General features: G+C 43.5%; 18 protein-coding genes and 1 other annotated feature. Of the genes, 6 read left to right on the plus strand and 12 right to left on the minus strand.

What is annotated here, in order from left to right; translation table 11 throughout:
• Positions 1 to 257: 257 nt before the first annotated feature.
• Entirely contained in the window at positions 258 to 2,201 is a 1,944-nt protein-coding gene (locus tag HUO09_RS14550; RefSeq protein WP_188234428.1) for a transglycosylase SLT domain-containing protein, read from the plus strand.
• A gap of 55 nt (positions 2,202 to 2,256) precedes the next feature.
• Positions 2,257 to 2,550 carry a trp operon repressor gene (trpR, locus tag HUO09_RS14555; RefSeq protein ID WP_167410825.1) on the plus strand — a complete coding sequence of 98 codons (294 nt, stop codon included), beginning with the start codon at positions 2,257 to 2,259 and terminating at the stop codon, positions 2,548 to 2,550.
• A 51-nt stretch (positions 2,551 to 2,601) separates the two neighbouring features.
• On the opposite strand, the gene yjjX is transcribed toward trpR, so the two are convergent.
• The 7 genes from yjjX to HUO09_RS14590 form a co-directional block, all read right to left on the minus strand.
• Positions 2,602 to 3,132, minus strand: coding sequence for an inosine/xanthosine triphosphatase (gene yjjX / locus HUO09_RS14560; protein WP_188234429.1), 531 nt, complete (start codon positions 3,130 to 3,132; stop codon positions 2,602 to 2,604).
• The gene (locus HUO09_RS14565) at positions 3,104 to 5,449 is read right to left on the minus strand and encodes a bifunctional diguanylate cyclase/phosphodiesterase (RefSeq protein WP_188234430.1); all 2,346 of its coding nucleotides are present in this window, start codon (positions 5,447 to 5,449) and stop codon (positions 3,104 to 3,106) included. The genes yjjX and HUO09_RS14565 overlap by 29 nt, the downstream gene beginning before the upstream one ends.
• The gene (locus tag HUO09_RS14570; protein ID WP_188234443.1) at positions 5,433 to 6,452 is read right to left on the minus strand and encodes a spermidine/putrescine ABC transporter substrate-binding protein; all 1,020 of its coding nucleotides are present in this window, start codon (positions 6,450 to 6,452) and stop codon (positions 5,433 to 5,435) included. Before HUO09_RS14570 ends, HUO09_RS14565 begins: the two co-directional genes overlap by 17 nt.
• A 200-nt stretch (positions 6,453 to 6,652) precedes the next feature.
• A complete protein-coding gene (pheA, locus tag HUO09_RS14575; protein ID WP_188234431.1) occupies positions 6,653 to 7,828 on the minus strand; it encodes a prephenate dehydratase in 1,176 nt (391 codons plus the stop codon).
• A gap of 14 nt (positions 7,829 to 7,842) precedes the next feature.
• Positions 7,843 to 7,963: a sequence feature (Phe leader region), on the minus strand.
• A gap of 103 nt (positions 7,964 to 8,066) precedes the next feature.
• Complete coding sequence (hpf, locus tag HUO09_RS14580; RefSeq protein ID WP_167410820.1) at positions 8,067 to 8,393, minus strand: ribosome hibernation-promoting factor, HPF/YfiA family; 327 nt, start codon at positions 8,391 to 8,393, stop codon at positions 8,067 to 8,069.
• Positions 8,394 to 8,694: 301 nt separating this feature from the next.
• The gene (locus HUO09_RS14585) at positions 8,695 to 10,152 is read right to left on the minus strand and encodes a lytic transglycosylase F (protein WP_223159459.1); all 1,458 of its coding nucleotides are present in this window, start codon (positions 10,150 to 10,152) and stop codon (positions 8,695 to 8,697) included.
• 140 nt (positions 10,153 to 10,292) lie between these two features.
• Positions 10,293 to 11,021 (minus strand): outer membrane protein assembly factor BamD, encoded by a 729-nt coding sequence (locus HUO09_RS14590; protein ID WP_188234433.1) that lies wholly within the window; start codon positions 11,019 to 11,021, stop codon positions 10,293 to 10,295.
• A gap of 203 nt (positions 11,022 to 11,224) precedes the next feature.
• Between HUO09_RS14590 and rluD the strand changes: the two genes are divergently transcribed.
• The 3 genes from rluD to clpB all read left to right on the plus strand — a co-directional run bounded on the left by rluD (position 11,225) and on the right by clpB (position 15,627).
• Positions 11,225 to 12,199: a 23S rRNA pseudouridine(1911/1915/1917) synthase RluD gene (gene rluD / locus HUO09_RS14595; protein ID WP_167410817.1), complete on the plus strand. Its 975-nt coding sequence runs from the start codon at positions 11,225 to 11,227 to the stop codon at positions 12,197 to 12,199.
• A 15-nt stretch (positions 12,200 to 12,214) separates the two neighbouring features.
• Complete coding sequence (gene pgeF / locus HUO09_RS14600) at positions 12,215 to 12,946, plus strand: peptidoglycan editing factor PgeF (RefSeq protein ID WP_188234434.1); 732 nt, start codon at positions 12,215 to 12,217, stop codon at positions 12,944 to 12,946.
• A gap of 107 nt (positions 12,947 to 13,053) precedes the next feature.
• Positions 13,054 to 15,627 (plus strand): ATP-dependent chaperone ClpB, encoded by a 2,574-nt coding sequence (gene clpB, locus HUO09_RS14605; protein WP_188234435.1) that lies wholly within the window; start codon positions 13,054 to 13,056, stop codon positions 15,625 to 15,627.
• Positions 15,628 to 15,736: 109 nt separating this feature from the next.
• Here the strand turns inward: clpB and HUO09_RS14610 are convergent, their stop codons facing one another.
• The 5 genes from HUO09_RS14610 to HUO09_RS14630 all read right to left on the minus strand — a co-directional run bounded on the left by HUO09_RS14610 (position 15,737) and on the right by HUO09_RS14630 (position 20,119).
• Positions 15,737 to 16,720 (minus strand): isopenicillin N synthase family oxygenase, encoded by a 984-nt coding sequence (locus tag HUO09_RS14610; protein ID WP_167413698.1) that lies wholly within the window; start codon positions 16,718 to 16,720, stop codon positions 15,737 to 15,739.
• A 242-nt stretch (positions 16,721 to 16,962) separates the two neighbouring features.
• Positions 16,963 to 17,439 (minus strand): nucleoside deaminase, encoded by a 477-nt coding sequence (locus HUO09_RS14615; RefSeq protein WP_188234436.1) that lies wholly within the window; start codon positions 17,437 to 17,439, stop codon positions 16,963 to 16,965.
• Positions 17,440 to 17,453: 14 nt separating this feature from the next.
• Positions 17,454 to 18,236 carry an ABC transporter permease gene (locus tag HUO09_RS14620; RefSeq protein ID WP_167413696.1) on the minus strand — a complete coding sequence of 261 codons (783 nt, stop codon included), beginning with the start codon at positions 18,234 to 18,236 and terminating at the stop codon, positions 17,454 to 17,456.
• Between the two features lie 39 nt (positions 18,237 to 18,275).
• Complete coding sequence (locus HUO09_RS14625) at positions 18,276 to 19,118, minus strand: ABC transporter ATP-binding protein (protein WP_188234437.1); 843 nt, start codon at positions 19,116 to 19,118, stop codon at positions 18,276 to 18,278.
• Positions 19,118 to 20,119, minus strand: a complete 1,002-nt coding sequence (locus HUO09_RS14630; RefSeq protein WP_188234438.1) for an ABC transporter substrate-binding protein — start codon at positions 20,117 to 20,119, stop codon at positions 19,118 to 19,120. The genes HUO09_RS14625 and HUO09_RS14630 overlap by 1 nt, the downstream gene beginning before the upstream one ends.
• Before the next feature lie 536 nt (positions 20,120 to 20,655).
• On the opposite strand from HUO09_RS14630, the gene HUO09_RS14635 reads away from it, so the two are divergent.
• A complete protein-coding gene (locus tag HUO09_RS14635; protein WP_188234439.1) occupies positions 20,656 to 22,020 on the plus strand; it encodes an amidohydrolase family protein in 1,365 nt (454 codons plus the stop codon).
• Positions 22,021 to 22,309 lie beyond the last annotated feature (289 nt).

A 22,309-nucleotide genomic window follows, 5' to 3' on the forward strand; every position in this document is an offset into this window, starting at 1 on the left:
TTGTTCCTAATCTATCGTTCAGAATAAAGTCGCTATTCTATACCAAAGTTATCGTATTTGTTACTAGCGGGTGTTGACCTTTGTTATTCGATATTCAAGGTAATAGAGCGTTAAATGTTCAGTGTGTGAATGCATATATTGGTGAATTATTCATTTTGTCACATTATTCACATCAACTTTACATCCCACCCCTTTACATTTGCCACTAGAATTAGCGTAATGGAACGTAAGTAGTACTCAGTAAAGGATTAGAGTTCATGGCGCCCCTGCATTCCTCAAAGCCGTCTCGTATTTTGTTGTCAATGATTGCATTCAGTTCATTGTTTAGCGGCACAGCGTTTTCCGACTCTATCGACCTTAATGCTCAGCGTGATTTGTACGATCAGGCTCAGGAGTGGTTGGATGATAAGAATGTTTCGCAGTTTGAAAAGGCGAGACCGAAACTCGCAAGTTACCCGTTGACTCCGTATTTAGATTATCGAGCGATTCTCATCGACATTGGCGATAAGCCACCCATTACCGTCAGAGTTTTTATTGACGGTCATAAAGATTTTCCATTCTCTGGCCGTATTAGTGCCCCTTATCTTGATGCCTTAGCAGGGCAAAAGAAGTGGAGTACGTTACTGCAATTTCAAACCTCAGAGCCGAATGGTCAAACCTATCAGTGCCACTATTACAACGCTCATTTACAAGTAGGCAAGCGTGAAAAAGCGTTTGGCGGAGCGAAAAAGCTCTGGATGAGTGGCGCAAGTATTTCAGACGCTTGTGACCCGCTATTCAAAGCTTGGGAAAAGTCGGGTGGGTTAACTGATGAGTTGGTTTTCAAGCGCATGTTGTTAGCCTTTGACGGAAGAAATCGAGGGTTATTGGTCTATCTATCGAAAAAGCTCAGCAGCAGTCAGTTCAAAGAAAAAGGCAAAGCCATGCTGGCTCTGTATGATAAACCTGAGACAGTGGTCAGTTTTGCAAAAAAATACCGTGACCCGTTGTCGGTAGAGCAAGCGCAGTTCGCGCTGGAAAAACTCGCTCGAGCAGACAGTGCGAAAGCACAGGCTTTAGTTGATAAAGTAACCCAAAGACCCGCGTGGACATCTCAGCAGAAAGCACAAATTGAGCAATTTATTGCGCTACGTCTGATGGACTCTGAGGATGAAAAACTGATTCGCTGGCGAGACAAGGTTATAGCGATGGGCGACAACGTGACACTCACAGAGTCTCGAATTCGCCTAGCGTTGCGTAATGCGGATTGGACACAAGTGCTGTTCTGGATAAATCGCTTACCTGAAGAAGAGATAAAATCTCAGCGCTGGCAGTATTGGTTAGGCCGAAGCGAAATAGAAAATGGTCATGCCGAACAAGGGATGCAACGTTTGTTTGCACTTGTTGGCCAACGTAATTTTTACAGTGTTGCAGCCGCGAAGATTGTAAAGCAATCGATTCGCTATCCCAAAAGTACGGTGGCGTTCGATTTCAATCAGGTTAAGCCTTATCAAAAAAGTTTAGTTCGCATTCAAGAGCTGATTGAGCGAGATAAAATTGCTGCTGCGAAAAGTGAGTGGAACTGGCTGCTTGATAGAGTTAATCAAAGTGAGAAAGAGATGCTTGCGGCTTATGCCTCGCGCCAGAATTGGCATCATTTGACGGTTACCGCTTCAATATCGGCCAGTTTGTGGGACAACTTGCAGCTGCGTTTTCCTGTTGCTCACCAGTGGTGGTTTAACTTCTATGGCAACAAGCATGGCATAGACCCAATTATGTTGATGTCGTTAGCTCGTCAAGAAAGTGCAATGGACTCAGAGGCTCGTTCGCCTGTCGGTGCTCGTGGCATTATGCAAATTATGCCTGCGACCGCTAAATACACGGCTAAAAAATACCAACTGACCTACAGTGGTGCCGACGATTTGTATGAAGTTGGTAAGAATATCGAAATCGGTAGTCACTATCTCAACGGATTACTGGAGCAATATGATAATAACCGGATTTTTGCTTTTGCTGCTTATAACGCAGGGCCACAACGGGTGAACCGATGGCGAGAGCAAACTCAGGGTAAACTCGATGCGTATGCTTTCATTGAGGCGATTCCGTTTCGTGAAACTCGTGGCTATGTACAAAATATTTTGATGTTTGAAACCTATTATCGAGACTTAATGGGACTACAAGGTGATTTTCTCAACGAAAATGAGTTGAAGACAAAATATTGATTATCTTCGAGGTATCACTAGAATAACGAGGGTGTATCACTTAACGAGTACAGTTATGTCTCAACAACCTGAATACAGTGATTGGTCTCAATTAATTGATTTAGTTAAACAAGCTGCAGATAACGACCAGCACGAAATGTTATTGACCATGTTAATGACACCAGATGAAAGAGAAGCGCTCGTCGCCCGAGTGAATATATTATGTGAACTACTTAAAGGTGAGATGTCACAGCGTCAAGTGAGTCAGATGCTAGGGGTTGGTATCGCAACCATCACCCGAGGTTCGAATGAGCTGAAGTCTCGCTCAGAACAAGAAAAAGCGACGTTAAGTAAGTTGATCCTCAAATAACTGTTCTTCACAGAGCTTTCTTCTAATTTGTGCAAACATTTGCCGAGATCATTAAACCAAGTTAGCCGGGAAATGTTCTGGGTTCGTAAACGGTATAAGCGCTAATATCAAAGCTTGATGATAGACTGAGCTGCGAGTGAGTTGATGCTGAGTGAGCAGGCCAATCGCTCCGCCTTTTTGCTTAATATTGTCAGTGCCGAATACGTCATCCATCACATCACCCAGTTCGTTCGCCTGCTCTAATTTTACCAGAACTTGTGGTGGAAGCATTAAACTCGCTGAGCGAGACTCGCCACGATGGGTTTTAGATTCAATAATCATCCAGGCAAACGTCACGTTGCCTTCAATACCCGCTTCCAATCCAACGTAGAAATCACCGTCAGTAAGCACTTGTTTAGCATTGCGAACTCGGTTTAATGCACCCGCTTTGGTTTCCTCATTCGTCATCGGTTGATCTGCCACTTCGCTGGGGACACTAATCCCCTGAAAGTTGAAAGCTTGGTTGGGAAATGCGGATTGAAATGCGCTCTTTACTGCATTAATTTTTGCCGGATTAAGAGAAGCGATAATTACATTCTTCATAACTTACTTCTGTTTCGTCATTGTTCCAGTATTGGATTTCACGTAATGACATTGGGGGAGCTAAGAAGAAGCCTTGCAAGTAGTCACAGTTGTAACGAGTTAACCACTGTTGCATTTCTCGGCTCTCGATACCTTCTGCCGTTACTTTCATCATCTGAGAATGACAGAGTTGGATAAGAGGCTCAAGCACTGACTGCTTACCTTTATCGATGATGGTTTCTAAGAAGCCTTGATCGAACTTAATACGCTTAATTGGATACTGAACCAGCTGAACAATCGAAGTATAACCAGAACCAAAGTCATCAATAGTCAGGCTATAGCCTTGTTCAACCAAATCATACAGCAGTGGTATTGCTTTAGAATCGGCGGCGAAAGTTTCGGTGATTTCAAAATCTATCCAGTGAGGACGAATTTTGTATTTGCTCGCCTGCTCGCGAATGTAATCTGCCAAATCAACCGAGTTTAGTTCCGCAGAAGAGAGGTTGATTGAAATATGGATTGGGTAGTCAAACGTTGCTGACAGTGATGAAAACTCTTTAAACGCGTGAGTAATCACCCATCGGTCTATTTTGCCAAATAACCCTGTTTGTTCGGCAATAGGAATAAATTCTGTGGGTGATACTTCTCCGAGCTGTTCGGAATCCCATCTCAACAGCACTTCAAATCCGGCGACTTCCATGTTGTTGCATGAGTAATAGGGTTGATAAACCAGCGAGAACTCTTGATCAAAATTTTCCATACGCAAAGCGCGCTCAACCGCATTTCTACGTTGAACTTGTTGATCGAGCTGCTTTGAGTAATGAGCAATTTGGTTTTTGCCCGCACTCTTCGCTTGGTACATAGCGGTATCGGCGTTAATGAGCAGGCTTTCTATGTCGATACCATCTTCTGGGTAAGTCGCAATACCAATACTGGCAGTGATAGGGAATCGTCCTAGAGGAGAATCGTGCTGCTCTTGTATCGGCTGTAACAGGCGCTGAGAAAACTCATCGGCAAAATCAGATAAACGACTTGGCGCACAAATCAAAATAGCAAACTCATCCCCAGACAACCGAGAAGCAAGGCTGTAGACATGTTTATTGAGGTTAAACTCTTCAGAAAGTGAACGCACATGGCTGGCAAAACTGATCAGCAGCGAATCGCCGACTTGGTGACCATATTTATCGTTGACGTATTTGAAGTTGTCTAAATCGATATAGAGTACTTGAATGTGACTTTTCGTTGGCGATTCTCGCAGTGTCGTCTGCGCTTGAATCTGGAACTGATAGCGGTTGCATAACTTGGTTAAATGGTCAAATTCAGCCAGCGTCTTTGTTTCTTGATAAGAGTTGTTAAGCTCTTTATACATATCGTAAAAACGCGACGACAGACGCCCAATTTCGTCTTTGGAACGAAGCTTTTCTATGTTGTTCCTTTGCTTGCTTTCTACTTCCTGAAGTTGTTTATCTAAACGTGAAATCGGGGTGATGACATGTCGGTAGAGCAAAAATAACAACAGAACCAAACTAAACAAAGCCGAACCACCAAAAGCGGCCACAAGGTTTTGTCTAATATCATTGAGTTTATTTCGCATCAGCATTGGTGCTGGTGAAAGTGTAGCGTACATGCCCGGTTGAAGTTCGACCGTTTGGGTTAAGCCTTCTGAAAATAGTTGAGGTCTTTTACTAAAGAAAATCGGACTCTGGTTATCAAACTCTAGTTTATTACGTAGTGCGTTAAACTCATTGAGGACGACGTAAACCACAATAAAAAAGATTCTGTCTCGGTTATAACTTAAAGGCGTTCCAAGGGTGCGCGTGTCCAATACATCGTAACGCACTAACACGCCTTCTCCGCTTGAGTTTTCGGTATAACTAATATCTGAGGTTTTTAAGGTTTGATTGAAGCGTTTTTTTACAAACTTGAACACCGTCGGGTCGATTTTACTGAATGGGTCTTCACTGTTGTCTGCAAAATAGAGAATGTTATTGTCGCCATCTAAGATGGAAAGAGACACGGAATCTCTTTCATTGGACTTCATGACGTTAAATGTTTTTTCAATATTCTCCGCTAGCTCTAACTCTCGGTATGGATTGTTATCGTGATCGAAATAGTGACGAATAATGTCGCTATTGGCGAGAGTAAAGGTGTAACTGCTCACGAGAGATTTGGTTTGTCGAAAATGGCTTGCGAGCTTCTCCATATCAAGCTGCAAATAGCTATCCATACGTTTAACCAGTGCGTCTTTTTGGCTATCGTAAATGAGATAACCTGACACGGCAGAGCTGAGGATGATCACCGGAGCGATCAGTAAAAGAATTCTATGGTTTAGCTTCATGTTGTTTGATCAGGCTGTTGATGATTTTCGCCCGCTGACTCAAATTGGATGAAGAAAGCTGACTGTCAATGATGCTTTGTGCTAGCAAATCATCAGTAAGTAAAATGTCTTTATCGTTGATGTAGCTGTCTGGCATTAAATCCAAAGCCTTAACGTTCGGTGTTGCTGCTTTGATATCCTGGGCATTCATTGCTGCTATTTCTGGCTGCATCAAAAAATCTAGAAATAGTTTAGCTTGCTGTTTGTTGTGGGAAGAGTGGCTTACTGCCAAGCAATCCACCCAGATATAAGGTTTGCCTTCTGGAAGTACGAAGTCCCAATCTTCATTGTCGAAATAGCGATTGAGAGAAAACTGGTCTCCGCTATAACTTACCGCCATATATAAATCGTTATTGTTGCTATGGCTGCGAACATAACTTAGTGCGTATTCGTAAGTCAGAATATCCGGGGTAGCCGCTTCAAGTTTTGTATAAGCTTTTTTTAGATCTTCGATTGATGCTGTCAGCGGTGATAGGTTCAGGCTGTAAAGTGCCGGAAGTAATGTTTCTACACTGTCTTCCAATAAGCCCACATGGCCTTTCATTTTTTCATCGATATCGACCAATTCACGCCATTGAGTTGGTGGATGAGATACTTTACTTTTACGATAAGCGATACCGACATATCCCCAGAAATAAGGCACGCTATTCGTGCCACAAGCCTTCTGCCACACTGGGGCGTTATTTTGGTTCGCATCGAATGAAGAGAGGTTTTCAAACTTATCTTGATGAGAGAAAAGCTGGGCAGACACATTGTCTAAAATCACCACGTCAAATGGGATCTCCTCACTGCTCAGCATGAATAGGCTGCGTTCATCATCGTTGTCAAAGTGGTAGAAGTTAAGCTTTATATCGTAACTTTTGTTCCACGCCTCAACGACCCTTGGAGAAATGGTATCTTCCCAAAGGTAAATGTTTAGCTCTGAAGCAATCACATGACTACTGAGACCAGTAGCGCCGAGCATAAGGGAGATGAGTCGTCCTATCTTCACCACAAATAATGCGCCTTTTATGACTTTAAGGAATTGTTTTCCCTGTGTTCGTTTTCAAAACACTCAATAGCACACTAATTGATCTGAACTAAATTGTATAACTTTTTCTGTATCATAAAGTTCTAATATGCAACTTCGGTCAAACTAGGCGCAATAGTTTGATTTAAGTACGGTTAACTTAACCGTACTTGAGTTGGTTTAACATTCTCACTCGGATAGCAACCAAGGACTTTCAGGTGCTTGGTTAATTTAGTTAACTCAGCAAGCGCCTGTTGCATATTTTCAGAATCCAGATGAGCTTCCAAATCGACATAGAACATCTCTTCCCATGGATTACCCATAATAGGTCGTGATTCTAGTTTGGTCATATTGATGCCGAAACGCTGAAGTACCAGAAGTGTCGCAACCAGTGAGCCAGCTTCTTGTGATGTGGACATAATCAAGGTCGTTTTCGCTGGGATCTGTGTTGATACTTCGACAGGTTTACGGGCTACAACGATAAAGCGAGTGTGGTTCTCAGTTTGGTTAGCAATGTTGCTTTGAATTGTCTGAAGACCATAGAGTTTACCACTTGACGCATTGCCAATAGCGGCAACATCATCTCGGTTTAACTCCTGCACTTTTTTCATTGCGTCGGCAGTGCTTGCGCATGTTTTCAGTTGTACGCCTTTAAGGCGACTTAGGAACTCGCTGCATTGCTGATGTGGTTGAGGATGTGAATAGAGTATCTTTAGGTCTTCTAAGCGAATATCTTTTGTGGCAACCAGACAGTGCTCAATAGGCTGAGTGATTTCACCAACAATGTATAAGGTTGTGTGTTGAAGCAGGTCATAGACTTCGTTGATAGAGCCTGAACTGGTGTTTTCAATTGGAAGCACACCATAGTCGGCATGCCCTGATTCCACCGTTTTAGTCACTTCTTTGAATTGATCGCAGTTGAGTTCTACAAGCTCAGTATTCTTACGGCTGAAATATTCGCGAGTGGCAAGATGCGAGTATGAACCTTTTGAACCAAGGAAGGCCACTCGTGCCAGTGGTTTTCTGCTTTGAGGGTTAGCTAAGTTCTGTAAATAAGTTTGTTGCAGCAGTACAGAGTCTTCGATGATGGTATGGAAAAGCTTGGTAATGAACTGTGCATCAAGATGGTATTTGTCTTTACCTGAGTTGATCAGCTTAACAAGTAGCTGTTGTTCTCGAACGGCATCTCGAACGGGTTTTGATGTTTCTACTTTGCTTTTTGCGACTTCAATACTGAGACTACGTCGTTCTGAAAGCAGGCTTAATAATTGGTCGTCAAGTTCGTTGAGTCTTAAACGAATCTCATCGAGAGAGTACTGTCTGTCTGTCATTGAAAATTATCCTTATAAAAAAACCTCCCAGTGGGAGGCTTTCTGTTCGTTTTTGACTTTTTTTTCTTAAACGACTTAGCCTCCAAAAGTTATTGGAGAAAAAAGAAGTCAAAAAAGAACAGTTGAGTTTGTGTCATTGTTTTGTTCAAGTCGTTAAGATAGTCTCACAATAAGCAAGGCAGCATAGGGCGTCAAGCAAAAAAATAGCGCCCGAAGGCGCTAATTCTAAACCTATGTATTATTCCTTTTCTTCTTCTAATTCTGGTTTATCAGATCGTCTTGCTTCTGGTTTATGACGAAGCTTGTTCAATTGGCGTTCTAGTTTCTGTTCAACTTCGTTGACGGCCGCGTACAAATCTTCGTGAACAGCGGAAGCAACTAATTGTCCTTTTGGTACCGTTACTGTTGCTTCGAACTTCTTCTGTTTGTTGGGTTCTTCACTAAAGCTACATTGGCAACTTGTAATGTCTACTTGCCATTTCTCTAGTTTTTTTAATTTACTCTCAATGTGGTCACGGATTGCAGAGGTAATGTCGATGTTTTTACCAGTAATATTCATTTTCATAATGCTTTTTCCTCTGTGTCATCCCTCATGGGTTAACTCCAGATTACCCATTCCCAAATAAAAAATAGTGATATAGATCACTATTTTTTGTGGGGTATTTCTGATCGCTTTTAAACGTGATCTCCCGCAAAGTGTTGCCTTGATGAGGGTAAAAAAAGCTTGTGATTTTGTTGTTTATGACTACATTTAGAGAGGTAGCTTACTGAAAATTCATCCATTTTTAGGGAGCTAATTCGGCCTTTCAAACATCTCTGATTATTTCCTGAACAACACTGATTTGCGATTGGAGTCACTTAGCCAATCATTCTTTGTTGTTTGCCTGTGAATCGACTCCCCCAACAGCATTCAGTGTAGCGGTTAAACTTTCCTCTTTTGCTTGCTTGAGCTGTTCCAGCTGTTTGTAAACCACGTAATATCGACTGATGTTTGCTACGTAAGTAACTGGCTCAGCGCTGATGTTTCTTCGAGTTATCACCTCGACATTTTTGAACCAGACATTCGGATTAAAGCCGTGCTTTGCGGCCAGTCGACGCATTCTATTGATATTTGCGGGTCCCGCGTTATAAGCAGCTAGCGCGAAATAAACCTGGTTGTCTTCACTTATATCTGGATCTGAAAAATATCGATCTTTTATGAAGCGCATATATTTCACACCCGCATGGATATTGTTTGAGACCTTCTCTATGTTTTTGATATTGACGTTCGGATCTCTCGCCGTGCTTGGCAGAACTTGCATTATGCCTACGGCTCCTTTGTGTGACACTTTTCGCTGGTCAAAACCGGACTCCTGAAATCCTTGTGCCGCCATCATTAGGTACTCGAACTCATATTTATTGGAGTACTCAGTGAATAGTTTCGCGAGCTCATCAAGACGTTTAAGTTTGGCTGGATTGAGTGCTTTGGTTAGCCAACGAGTATCGTCGATGTATTTGCTGTATATGACATTACCTAGCAAAGTGCCTGATTTGGCTGTTCTCAGATAACCGTTTACGATCTTTTTGAGTTCTGGAGAGTTCTTGCGCATCGCCCATGCGATTTGACCATTTTCTCTCAGCGGCAATTCGGTGTGCGCTTTTATGTCTTCCATAACATGTAGCCACATTTCAGCTTTGTGGCTATCGAGTACGGTCGCTGGGATATGTCCGGAATTAACCATTTCCAATAGTTCGTAGTCTTGCAGAGCTTCTTCAACGAAATGAATTTTTATTGGCTTCAAGCTTTGCAAAATCAACGAATTGTTTATTTTTTCTAAGCTCTCCATATAGCTAGAGCTGGCTCTGACCCAAATCTCTTTACCAGAGAGCTGAGTCAAAATGGTGATATCCGGATAACTCTTGTTGGTGACAATCAGTTCTTGGATATCTTTTATAAGAGGTGTACTGAAATCGACCTTTTTTAAGCGTTCAGGCGTAATTGTGAGGTTTGCCACCGCTATGTCTGCTAAGCCGGATTGGACAGAAGGAATTAGATCATCTCTAAGAACGGGGATAACCTGAATGTGTACATAAGGAGCTTGTTTTTTGAGGTCCTTTTCGAAGTGATACAAAAGTTCGGCACCGATACCTTTCGGGCGACCCGCCTCCACGTAATAAAATCCTAAGTCAGCAGACACAACCACTCGAATAACCCCTTTCTCTTTGAGAATAGGCCAGTCACCTTGGTATGGTTTATCACTTAGAGGTGATAATTCAATGCTGCTTGCTGGGAGGCTGAGAAGCAAAATAAACAGGCTTACAACACCTCGTTGTAACCAACGCAAAATGCGGCTCCTTTGCATTCAGTTCTATCGGCTTGAATAAAGATAAGCTTATGAACAAAAGGAGAAATCAGCAAATAGAAATAAAAGAGCCACTGTAAAACAGTGGCTCATGTGAAGCGGGTATTTGAATCTAGGCTGGATTATTTTTCCGGGTTCAACTGAATTAACTTTTCAGTACGAGCTACCGAGTCTTCTAAGCCTAATTCTTTATAGGCGGCAAGTTGAATCTGGAGCGATTTTCTCGCTGCTTCGGTATCAGGGTAGGTTTTTTGCAGTTCCTGACAACGCTTAATCGCAGCAATCCATGCTTCTCTGCGTAAGTAAAAATCGGCGGTTGCTAGGTCGTATTCCGCAAGACGGTTTTTAAGCGCAAACATTCTGCGTTGTGAATCTTCTGCGTATGGGCTGTCCGGGTAACGTTGCAGCAGCTTTTTAAAATCAGCAAAAGCCGCTTTTACTGGCTCTGGATCGCGGTCGCTACGATCAATATTAAATAAATCGTGCATAAAGTTACGATCTTGAGCCATATGCGTTAAGCCACGCATGTACAGCACCCAGTCCATTTTTTCATGAGTTGGGTTTAGGCGGCTAAAGCGTTCGATGGTTGCTAAGCCAAGAGCAAGGTCATCATTTTTGTAATAAGCATAAATCAGATCAAGTTGAACCTGCTCAGAGTAAGCACCAAATGGATAACGTGAATCCAAAGCTTCCAGTTTTTCTATGGCGGTTAACCAGTTACCACTTTGTAATGATGATTGAGCTTCGGTGTAGAGCTCAGAAGGTGGTACGTCAGGGACGATGTTATCTTTGCTTGAACAACCGAATAATAGTGATAGTGCAAGCAAGCCTGATAAAGTTTGGTATTTCATGTCAGGAGTGGGTTCCTTGAAAATAAAGCATCTTAAAGCTGGAGCAGCTGTTTTAAGCCAGAAAAATAGTTTCTTGTTTTAGCTTGAACAACAGGGCTCCTCAAATCGTTTGGTTACTTTCTCTTTCGTAACAGATACAATGGCGGACATTATTTTATCCATACTAGTGAGTATTAGTCTCACGGTTTTTAAAAAAGTTCGATATGGCTCAGCAGATTGAATTAACTCAAACAGTAAAAGATAGCCAGCTTGGTCAACGTTTAGATCAAGCCGTGGCTGAATTGTTCGCCGATTTTTCTCGTTCACGTCTGAAAGAGTGGTTACTTGACGGCAAAATAACAGTAGATGGACAAGTTGTCACTAAACCGCGCACGAAAGTGATGGGCGGCGAAGAGATCACTGTACAAGCTGAACTAGAAGATGAAGTTCGTTGGGAAGCACAAGACATCCCATTGGATATCGTTTACGAAGATGACGATATTATCGTTATCAACAAACCACGTGACTTTGTTGTTCACCCAGGTGCAGGTACGCCAGATGGCACAGTGCTAAATGCATTGTTGTTCCACTATCCGCCAATTGCAGAAGTACCACGAGCAGGTATTGTGCATCGTCTGGATAAAGATACAACTGGTCTGATGGTGGTAGCGAAGAATGTACCTGTACAGACTCGTTTGGTTCGTGAACTGCAAAAACGTAACATTACCCGTGAATATGAAGCTATTGCGATTGGTAAGATGACCGCTGGTGGCATGATCGACAAACCAATTGGCCGCCATTCAACCAAACGTACTTTGATGGCAGTATCTCCAATGGGTAAACCAGCGGTGACTCACTATCGTGTAGCAGAGCATTTCCGCGAACATACACGTATTCGTCTTCGTCTAGAAACGGGACGTACGCACCAGATCCGTGTACATATGTCTTATTTGCAGCATCCTTTGTTAGGTGATACGGCTTACGGCGGACGTGCACGTATTCCAAAAGGCGCGTCTCAAGAGTTAACGGATATGATTCGTAACTTTGATCGACAAGCGCTACACGCTGTTATGCTGAAATTCAAGCACCCAGCTACAGGGGAAGAAATGGAGTTTCACGCACCAGTGCCAGAAGATATGGTGACTATGACCGAAGCATTGCGTGCGGATGCACAAGAGAACAAAACGGAAGAGTATTAATCTGCGGGTTATAAGATGAATTGGATCACGCCTAACTGGAATGCACCTAAACAAGTCAAAGCTCTGGCTTCAACACGTATTGGCGGTTGTTCGAAATCGCCTTACGAAGGGCTTAATTTAGGTATGCATGTTGGGGACGATCCTATTCTTGTGCAGCGCAACAGAGATCTGTTGCAACAGCAAACCCAAATGCCGACAGCCCCTGTATGGTTAAATCAAACCCACTCAACGGTGGTGTTGGACGTTTCTCAGCCCACCAATGACGTCCTTGATGCTGACGGTATCATTACCTCGTCACCGAATGTGGTTTGTTCTGCGATGACTGCAGATTGTTTGCCTGTGTTGATCACCAACACCTCGGGAACGCAGGTTGCTGCTGTTCACGCCGGTTGGCGTGGTCTCGCGGGTGGCATTGTTGAAAATGCGTTAGAGCAATTCTCAAACGATGTCATGCTATGGCTGGGGCCCGCGATTGGTCCTGAAGCCTTTGAAGTCGGTGAAGATGTTTTACAGGCATTTTTAGACTATGACTCAAAAGCAGGAGTCGCATTCGTTCCCGGCAAGCAGCAAGGTAAATGGTGGGCGAATATGACAATGCTTACTCGTTTACGCATGGCTAAACTTGGCATCGATCAGGTTTTCGATAGCGGATTATGCACTTACCAAGATCCTCAGCGCTTTTATTCCTACCGCCGCGATGGTGTAACAGGAAGGCAAGCAACCTTTATCTGGATCAATGAAAATTAGTATTCTCTAAAAAGATTCCACTCTCACCTTGAAAATTGGTGTGTATGTAACCATCTTTCCTAACGTAATAAGATTAGTTTTTCTCAGTTGAGGTTAGGAAGGTTGTTATGCGTCTCGACAGATTTACCAGCAAATTTCAAATAGCGATTTCCGACGCGCAGTCTCTCGCATTAGGGCGAGATCATCAGTACATCGAACCGGTGCACCTGATGGTTGCACTGCTTGATCAAAATGGCAGTCCAATTCGTCCATTGCTGACTATGCTTGACGTCGATGTCATGCAGCTTCGCTCAAAATTGGGTGAAACGTTAGATCGTTTGCCGAAAGTGAGCGGGATCGGTGGTGATGTACAGCTTTCTAGCGGTTTAGGCACCTTGTTTAATCTGTGTGACAAAATCGCTCAAAAACGCCAAGACTCTTATATATCTTCTGAGATTTATCTTCTCGCGGCGATTGAAGACCGTGGTCCTCTAGGTCAGGTCCTGAAAGAGTTTGGCTTAACCGAGAAAAAAGTTTCAGATGCGATTGAAAAGATCCGTGGTGGTCAGAAAGTGAATGACCCGAATGCGGAAGAGCTGCGTCAGGCTCTGGAAAAATTCACCATTGATCTGACCGAACGAGCTGAGCAGGGCAAACTTGATCCTGTGATTGGTCGTGACGATGAGATCCGCCGAACCATTCAAGTGTTACAACGTCGTACCAAAAATAACCCTGTGATCATCGGTGAACCGGGTGTGGGTAAAACGGCGATTGTTGAAGGTTTAGCACAACGTATTATCAATAACGAAGTCCCAGAAGGGCTACGTGGACGACGCGTACTCTCTCTAGATATGGGTGCACTGGTTGCGGGTGCAAAATACCGTGGTGAGTTCGAAGAGCGATTGAAATCGGTGCTGAATGAGCTAGCCAAAGAAGAAGGCAACATCATTCTGTTCATTGATGAGCTTCATACTATGGTGGGGGCAGGTAAAGGCGAAGGCTCAATGGATGCCGGTAACATGCTCAAACCAGCCTTGGCTCGTGGTGAACTTCACTGTGTTGGCGCGACTACGCTCGATGAATATCGTCAGTACATAGAGAAAGATCCGGCTCTTGAACGCCGTTTCCAAAAAGTGCTGGTGGATGAGCCTAGTGTCGAAGACACCATCGCAATTTTACGCGGTTTGAAAGAACGTTATGAGCTTCACCACCATGTAGAGATCACTGACCCTGCGATTGTTTCGGCTGCGACACTGTCTCATCGTTATGTGTCCGATCGCCAGTTACCCGATAAAGCGATTGACCTGATTGATGAAGCTGCATCCAGCATTCGTATTCAGATCGACTCTAAACCAGAGGCTTTGGATAAACTGGAACGTCGTATTATTCAGTTGAAAATTGAACAGCAAGCGCTGTCAAATGAAACCGATGAAGCCAGTGAAAAACGCTTAAGTATTCTTAACGAAGAGTTAAGTCTTAAAGAGCGTGAATACGCCGAGTTGGAAGAAGTCTGGAAAACAGAAAAAGCAGCATTGTCAGGTACACAACACATAAAAACCGAACTTGACCAAGCGCGTATGGATCTGGAAGTCGCAAGACGTGCAGGTGATTTAAGCCGTATGTCTGAATTGCAATATGGTCGAATTCCAGAGTTGGAAAAACAGCTTGATCTCGCTGCTCAAGCTGAAATGCAAGAGATGACTCTATTACGCAATAAAGTAACAGATATCGAGATTGCAGAAGTGCTTTCTAAACAAACCGGTATTCCGGTGTCGAAAATGCTTGAAGCCGAGAAAGAGAAGTTGCTTCGCATGGAAGATGTGTTGCATAAACGCGTTATCGGGCAGGTTGAGGCCGTTGAAGTGGTGGCAAATGCGATTCGTCGTAGCCGCGCCGGCTTATCTGATCCTAATAAGCCGATTGGTTCGTTCCTATTCTTAGGTCCAACTGGTGTTGGTAAAACGGAGCTTTGTAAAACATTGGCTCACTTCATGTTTGATAGTGAAGATGCCATGGTTCGGATCGATATGTCTGAGTTTATGGAGAAACACTCTGTGGCTCGATTGGTCGGTGCACCTCCGGGTTATGTCGGTTATGAAGAGGGCGGTTATTTAACTGAAGCGGTTCGCCGTAAACCTTACTCGGTTATCTTGTTGGATGAAGTGGAGAAGGCGCACCCAGATGTGTTCAACATCTTACTGCAAGTTCTAGATGACGGCCGTCTAACCGATGGTCAAGGTCGTACGGTTGATTTTCGCAACACTGTGGTGATCATGACGTCAAACTTAGGTTCTTCGAGCATTCAAGAGAACTTTGCTAAGCTGGATTACCAAGGTATCAAAGAGCGTGTGATGGAGACGGTAACCAAACATTTCCGCCCAGAGTTCCTGAACCGTGTTGATGAAAGCGTGGTCTTCCATCCGCTTGGCAGAGAACATATCAAGTCTATTGCTTCTATTCAGTTGGAGCGTTTACATAAACGCTTGGCTGAAAAAGACTACGATTTGATCGTGAGTGAAGATGCGTTGGAACTGATTGCTCAAGTGGGTTTTGACCCAGTATATGGTGCTCGTCCGTTGAAACGCGCTATTCAACAAAATGTGGAGAACCCATTGGCGAAATCGATTCTGTCTGGAAAATTCGTACCGGGCAAAGCGATTCAGCTTGGGGTTAGCGATGGCAATATCATCGCCAGCCAATAGTTGTCACAGTAATAGAAAAAGCCATGCGAAAGCATGGCTTTTTTGTTTCTTCGTAACTTCAGCTTATTGAGTTCGCATAGTGATTCAAACGTGGATAAAACTATCCGATTTACGAGAAGTTAGCGTTAATGCGCATTTTCAAATAGTCCTGCGCGGAGATGGGCTCGTAAACCTTTTTTGGCCCTTGAATGATTTGGTCACGGTTTGCCTGACAGAAAAACGCAATACTGTAGCGGGAATCTTGGTTCTCTTCGGCGGTAGGCATACGTACACGGTGCAGAGTCGATTTCAGTAAATCGTCACTCCAACGCATGAGCATGTCTCCAATGTTGCACGTAATCACTCCGGCTTTGGGTACAATCGTACTCCACACTAAATTCTCCTTTGCGTCCTTACCTGCTGCGGCTTGAAGTCCACCTTGGTTTTCTTGCTGAAATACCATGGTCAAACAGTCAAAGTCGGTATGAGCGCCCGCGCGCCAGAATGTTCCGTTTTGAGGCACTTCCTTCATCGGCAAGTAGTGAAGCATACGCAGTGTACTGAGGTAATTTTCAGACTCTCTTTGATGTGCTTTAGTGAAAAAGTCGCGCTCAAAGCCCAATTTATCCGCAAAGCACGAAAGAATCTTCATACCCAATTGCCAAGCTTGGTGTTCAAATGAAAGCAGGTGTGCTTCAAAACCGTTAACAATTTCATTGCTAGGCCATAGGTCGCTCATGTGAGGCAATGTGATCTGATAAGACTCTTTTTGATCCGCTGTTCCCGTTGAAGGACGAACTTGTTGTTTAAATTCCCAACCCGCATTTAACCCCTCTTTTAAAGGGAACTGCTGCTTTTCTTCGGTAGGTAGTGCAAAGAACTCTTCACTTAACTTAAAGGATTTTTCGATATCCGCTAAAGTAATACCGTGATCAATCAGTTGGAAAAATCCGACTTCCGTTGCGGCTTTCCAAAGTTGCTCGGTGATCTCTTCACGTCGGTGATCAAAATCATGTAGGTTGATTAGAGGGATCACTGTGTCAGTGGTTTCTAAACCTTTACCACCGATGGTTGTTTCAAAGTTAAGTTCGTCTAAAAGATATGATTGAGTCATTGTTTTCTCCAATTAAGCATCTGCTTGTTATTGGAGCAATGTCCAGCAATGAGCCAAGAACCTTATTCTTGGTGTTGCAGACCGCTTCTACTCCGTCTTTCTACTCTTCCTTTTTAACGCTGCAGCGTTGTTGACAGTGTTCATTCACCCTAATCACATAGGCTATTTATGTTCACAGGGATTCATTCACTTCTCGCCTAGCTTTAGCGCTAAATAGTTTGAGTAAATATAAAATGAACGTCTTACCAAACTCCGTGTTGAACCTGTTCGGCTTCATCTTCAAGCAGCGGGCCGATGACTTCCACTTCGCGCTGACCAGATTCAAAAACCACTCGGCATGGAAGTGCTAAGGTTGGGTTCTCAGGATGATTTCCGGTTAACGCTTTGAGTTTGGTTTCGCTCAGTCCGTAAACAACACGGCCAACGCCTGCCCAATAAATAGCACCCGCGCACATCGCGCAGGGCTCTGCCGATACATAGAGGGTACAACGGTTGAGAAAATCAGGGCGATACAGTTTGCTGGCTCGGGTCATAATCACTCGCTCCGCATGCCCCGTCATATCTAAGTCGGGTAAGTAACCGTTGATCTCTTCCAGTAAAATCTCACCATGTTCATCAACTAAAACCGCTGAAAATGGATGAATGCCTTTTGATTTTGCTTCCTCTGCTAAAGAGAAGCTGTGGCGTAATAGTTTAAAATCCGTTTCTTGGTTAAGCATTATCGTTCCTTGTTTTATCGCTGTTTTTCTTCTTCAGTCAGGCTCCAAGAGAAGTAACCTTTTTGCACCCAACTAACGGCTTTAAACAGCAACATACTGACAAGAGAGAGGAAAACCAGTGCTGCAAAAGCTTGTGGGATCTTGAAATAAGATGTTGAGAACTGAACCAAGTAGCCGAGCCCTTTTTCTGCAGCAACGAATTCAGCGATAACCGAACCAATAACAGCCAACGTGATAGCAACTTTCACACCACTAAAAATATGTGGAATAGCGTAAGGCAAGCGAATCTGCCAGATGGTTTTGCTGTTTTTTACACTTAATGAACGTGATAGCTCAATTAGTTCAGGAGGGGTCGCCAACATACCCGTAGTAGCTGAAACCACCAGAGGGAAGAAGGTAATTAAACAAGTAATCGTCAGGCGAGGCGCATCGCCCGTCCCCAAAATCACGATGAGCAGCGGTGCGATAGCAACGACTGGTGTGGATTGAATCACAACCAGAATTGGGAACAACGCACGGGTAAGAAATTTAGAGTTCACCATCATGATAGCGAGAGGGATGCTAATCAAAAATGAGATAACGAAACCAAGCAATGCAATACGTAGTGTTGCCCATAAGTTATCGAGCCAACGTTCCATTGATACCTGAGTGAAAGCGATAGCGATATCGCTAGGCGCTGGCAAGATAAACGTTGGTATTGAGAACATTTTACAGATGGCTTCCCAAATAGGAATGATCGCTAATATTGCAATTAGTGGCAGCCAGTTCTGTGACCATTGAGAAAAATAGCGTTTCATAGTTAATCCTTTAACAAGAGACAAATTCGTTTAAGCCAATTAAGCCACTGTGCGACGAATCGGTTCGACGTTGTCTGTGTCCTTACTATCTGTTCCTTCACTGCTTGCTGTACTGCTCTTCTCTGAACGATAGAAGTATTCGCGAATTTGGTTGGTATAAGTACCGAACTTCGCGTCTTGCAAGGTGTGGATATTGCGTGGTCGAGATAAATCAATTTTTATCTCTTCCAGCACGGTACTTGGGCGAGGCCCCATAACCAGTACTTTATCCGCCAACAATACTGCTTCAGAAATCGAGTGAGTGATAAACAGTACTGTCTTAGGTTTTTCCATCCATATTTTTTGCAGTTCAAACCCCATCTCTTCACGCGTTAACGCATCAAGTGCAGAGAAAGGTTCATCCATAATCAAAATGTCTGGATTCAGTAACAGCGCACGTGCAATACCGACACGTTGTTGCATCCCGCCGGAAAGTTGGTCGGGCATACTATTTTCAAAACCAGCCAAGCCCACAGTGTCCAACAACTCTTGTGCATTTTGACGGTCTTTCTTGCTCACATAATTAAACTTATGCTTAAGCGGAAACAGAATGTTATCGAGGATGTTTTTCCATGGTAGTAGTGTTGGTTTCTGGAACACGATACCGATGTCTTCACGCGGCCCTGTGACTGCGTGTCCGAAGACGGAAATTTCACCTTGTGTTGGAATGATCAACCCTGACAGTAGGCGCAGCAAGGTAGACTTGCCGCAACCTGAAGGACCAACGATGGCGACGAATTCATGTTTTTCCACATTGAAGTCGACATCGTTGAGAACCGTAACCGAATGTTTGTCAGAGTTATAGGTATGACCTATACGCTTGAACGAAACAAATGGTTGCATTAGTTCACTCCCTCGAAAAACTGACGATCAACTGCTGTTTCAGGGTCAAGTTTGCTGAGATCCAAACCTTGCGCTTCTGCTGTCCATTTCCAAGTCTCGTTGAGACGAGATGGCGTGAACTGACCAACGCCGTCACGTTGAGATACTTCATTCATGACGAGACCATGAATCGACTTAATGGTGTCAGCTGCTTGTTTGGAGTCCACTTCAGGAACCATTTTCGTAACGTCAGCGCCGCTTTCTTCAGGATGAGCCCAAGTGTATTCGACCGATTTTGCATAAGCTTTCACAAAGCGTTTCACCACATCTGGGTTTTCAGACATAAATTTGTCGCTGGCGATAATGGAAGAAGAATAGAACTCGAGGCCTGCATCATACCAAGGCAATACTGTCAGCTTTTTCCCTGCTTCCGCTGCTTGCTGTTCGTTCTTAACACGGTCTGTCATCCAAGAAATCATTACATCGGATTGACCAGTGATCAGCATTGGGTTGAGCGCTCCCGGATCAGCTTTTAGTACTTTGACACTTTCCTCTTTAATGCCGTTTTTCTTCAACATTAAAGGAAGGAAAACGTTCGCTGAAGTAAATGGAGAAGTGGCGATGGTTTTACCTGAAACATCTTTCACTGAATTGATACCTGAATCATCCAGTACGTAGAATGCGTAAGGTGCTTTACTAAATAGAGAGTAGATGGCTTTAACGGGAACATTGTCATTCGCTTTCGCGACTAACAGAGCGACAATATCTGCGGAACCGATATCTGCTGTGCCTGTCGCTATCTTTGTAATGGCATCTGTAGATCCTTTACCACCCAAAATGGTGACATCGAGATCTTGCTCTGCAAAGAAACCTTGTTGAACGCCAACGTAGACCGGTGCCTTATCCCCGCCTGGAAGCCAGTCGAGCTGAAACGTGACTTTGTCTGCAGCAAAGCTACTTGCTGATGTAAGTAGCAAAGATAGCGAAATGCTTAGTTTGTTGAATTTAGAAATAGTTTTCATAGTTACTCCGTGTCTTCCTTTTCACTCTAAAGTGCAGCATGTGTTGACTGCATCTTTTAGCTAACTATGAGCAATGTCCCGATACCGTCACTGGTACCTAACCGCTTCTACTCACACTTCCAGTGAATATAGAGCAATCGTTGTGCCATAAATTAAAAAACGAATTGACGGCTATTAACGGATTGTTAACTAGCCATTAACGGATGGGCGTTGTAGAAGAAATATTACTAAGTATGGTTGTATACAATGCAGATAAGATATTGGATAAATATTGTATGCAATTGCACCTTTGTAATGCATTTCATCACAGAAGGCTCAATTTTGGTGCACATTTTCTGAACAGGAAATGTAACCACTAAGGTGAGCGTGATGGTCTGTAATTTGCATTGTATACATTAAGAATCAGCGCTCAGAACAGGTTATGTTTTGTGTATGTTAAATGAGTAGAAGCGGTTAGGAGTAAGCGAACTCTGGGACATTGCTCAAAAGCGAATAAGCCTACGCAATGGGGTAGGTTTGTATAAAAGGAAGCTTTGATGAACTACTTAATTAAAAATGCCAGCAGTGTCTTTTCCCCTAAGCAAGACAGTAAAGATATACGAATTCATAACGGTATTATTGCGGAGCTAGGGCTGAATTTATTACCGCAGCAGGGTGAAGAAATAATTGATGCGAGTGATTGTGTCATCTATCCCGGCTTTGTGAATACTCATCATCATATTGCTCAGTCAATCTTGAAAGGTATACCTGCTGGTATAAATGATGGGTTGGGTGACTGGCTTGCCCATGTTCCTTACCGCTATTGGCCTCAAATCACGCCAGAGATCATGTATTCAGCAGCAAAGCTTGGTTTCTATGAATTGCTGCGTTCTGGGGCAACAACCTGTGCGGATCATCATTATCTGTATCATGCGAATTCTTCCATGGAATTAGAAGATGCGGTGTGGCAAGCCGCAGATGAAATGGGCATTAGGCTTGTACTATGCCGTGGTGGTGCCACGGTGAAAGGTACGCATAAAGGACTTGCCAAAGCAGGTGTAGAGCCTGAATCTGCCGAGTTAATGATAAATCGCTTGGAAACAACACGCAGTCGTTATCACCAAGAGGGAAAATTTGCTATGCGCAAGCTGGTGGTTGCTCCAACAACCATTGCTCACTCTTCGACACCAAGTGATCTTCGCTTATTGTCTGAATACGCCAGAAGCCAGAAATTACGTATGCACTCACATATGTTAGAAGTGGACTTTGATAACGAGCAGTCATTGGCGAAATACGGTATAGGCATTGTTGAGTTCGCTCAAAGCTGTGATTGGTTAGGAGATGATGTTTGGTTTGCGCATCTCGTTAAAGCCAACGAGCAAGATATAAAATTACTGGCAGAAACAAAAACGGGAATTGCTCATTGCCCTACATCTAATTGTCGATTAGGTAGTGGGATTGCCCCTGTTATAGCAATGGCAAAAGCTGGGATGCCGATATCTATCGGTGTCGATGGCTCTGCATCGGCTGAATCCGGCTCTATGCTTCAAGAACTAAACCTTACTTGGTTGATTCATCGAGCGCAAAATGGCCCTAAAGCCACAACGTTAGAACAAGTGCTTACGTGGGCAAGTAAAGGAGGGGCAGATATTCTGGGCTTAGAAGGGATTGGAACAATTGATGTTGGCTTTGCCGCTGATATTGTTTTATATGACATCAAACAACCACGTTTGTCTGGGTGCCATGATGTTTCCTTGTCTCCGATAATGGCGGGAGAGCCTTCTTATATAAAAGCAAGTTTCATTAACGGTAAGATCGCGTACCGACATAGTGATGAGGCGAAATATCTAACCTTGGTGGAAGAAGTTAGGCTGTCCATCGCTAAACTCAATCAGAAAGTTCAAAAATTAGAGTCGTTATAAGCTACTTTTATGGCAGATTCGTATAGATAAAACACGATTTGTTTCTTTCTTAATCAATCAGTCTGAAAACTTGGTTTTTAGGCTGATTTCTTCTTGCCAACTCATTTTTCCTCCCTATAATGCGCCTCCGTTGACCAGCAAATCTGATTGAAAGAATGTTGGAAAACTTGACGGAAAGTTAAATTTCTTAAGTTAAAGAAAATTAACTAAAAAAGTGGTTGACTCTAGATGTTTACTCGCTAAAATGACCGTCCGTTTTGAGAGGAATGCCTCGCAAAACAAAGCTCTT

The organism is Vibrio sp. Y2-5, assembly GCF_014596725.1.
Lineage (GTDB): Bacteria > Pseudomonadota > Gammaproteobacteria > Enterobacterales > Vibrionaceae > Vibrio.

Coding starts and splice junctions, on each gene's coding strand:
- HUO09_RS14550 (WP_188234428.1), top strand. CDS start 258: ATGGCGCCCCTGCATTCCTCAAAGCCGTCTCGTATTTTGTTGTCAATG.
- trpR (WP_167410825.1), top strand. CDS start 2,257: ATGTCTCAACAACCTGAATACAGTGATTGGTCTCAATTAATTGATTTA.
- yjjX (WP_188234429.1), bottom strand. CDS start 3,132: ATGAAGAATGTAATTATCGCTTCTCTTAATCCGGCAAAAATTAATGCA.
- HUO09_RS14565 (WP_188234430.1), bottom strand. CDS start 5,449: ATGAAGCTAAACCATAGAATTCTTTTACTGATCGCTCCGGTGATCATC.
- HUO09_RS14570 (WP_188234443.1), bottom strand. CDS start 6,452: ATGCTCGGCGCTACTGGTCTCAGTAGTCATGTGATTGCTTCAGAGCTA.
- pheA (WP_188234431.1), bottom strand. CDS start 7,828: ATGACAGACAGACAGTACTCTCTCGATGAGATTCGTTTAAGACTCAAC.
- hpf (WP_167410820.1), bottom strand. CDS start 8,393: ATGAAAATGAATATTACTGGTAAAAACATCGACATTACCTCTGCAATC.
- HUO09_RS14590 (WP_188234433.1), bottom strand. CDS start 11,021: ATGAAATACCAAACTTTATCAGGCTTGCTTGCACTATCACTATTATTC.
- rluD (WP_167410817.1), top strand. CDS start 11,225: ATGGCTCAGCAGATTGAATTAACTCAAACAGTAAAAGATAGCCAGCTT.
- pgeF (WP_188234434.1), top strand. CDS start 12,215: ATGAATTGGATCACGCCTAACTGGAATGCACCTAAACAAGTCAAAGCT.
- clpB (WP_188234435.1), top strand. CDS start 13,054: ATGCGTCTCGACAGATTTACCAGCAAATTTCAAATAGCGATTTCCGAC.
- HUO09_RS14610 (WP_167413698.1), bottom strand. CDS start 16,720: ATGACTCAATCATATCTTTTAGACGAACTTAACTTTGAAACAACCATC.
- HUO09_RS14615 (WP_188234436.1), bottom strand. CDS start 17,439: ATGCTTAACCAAGAAACGGATTTTAAACTATTACGCCACAGCTTCTCT.
- HUO09_RS14620 (WP_167413696.1), bottom strand. CDS start 18,236: ATGAAACGCTATTTTTCTCAATGGTCACAGAACTGGCTGCCACTAATT.
- HUO09_RS14625 (WP_188234437.1), bottom strand. CDS start 19,118: ATGCAACCATTTGTTTCGTTCAAGCGTATAGGTCATACCTATAACTCT.
- HUO09_RS14630 (WP_188234438.1), bottom strand. CDS start 20,119: ATGAAAACTATTTCTAAATTCAACAAACTAAGCATTTCGCTATCTTTG.
- HUO09_RS14635 (WP_188234439.1), top strand. CDS start 20,656: ATGAACTACTTAATTAAAAATGCCAGCAGTGTCTTTTCCCCTAAGCAA.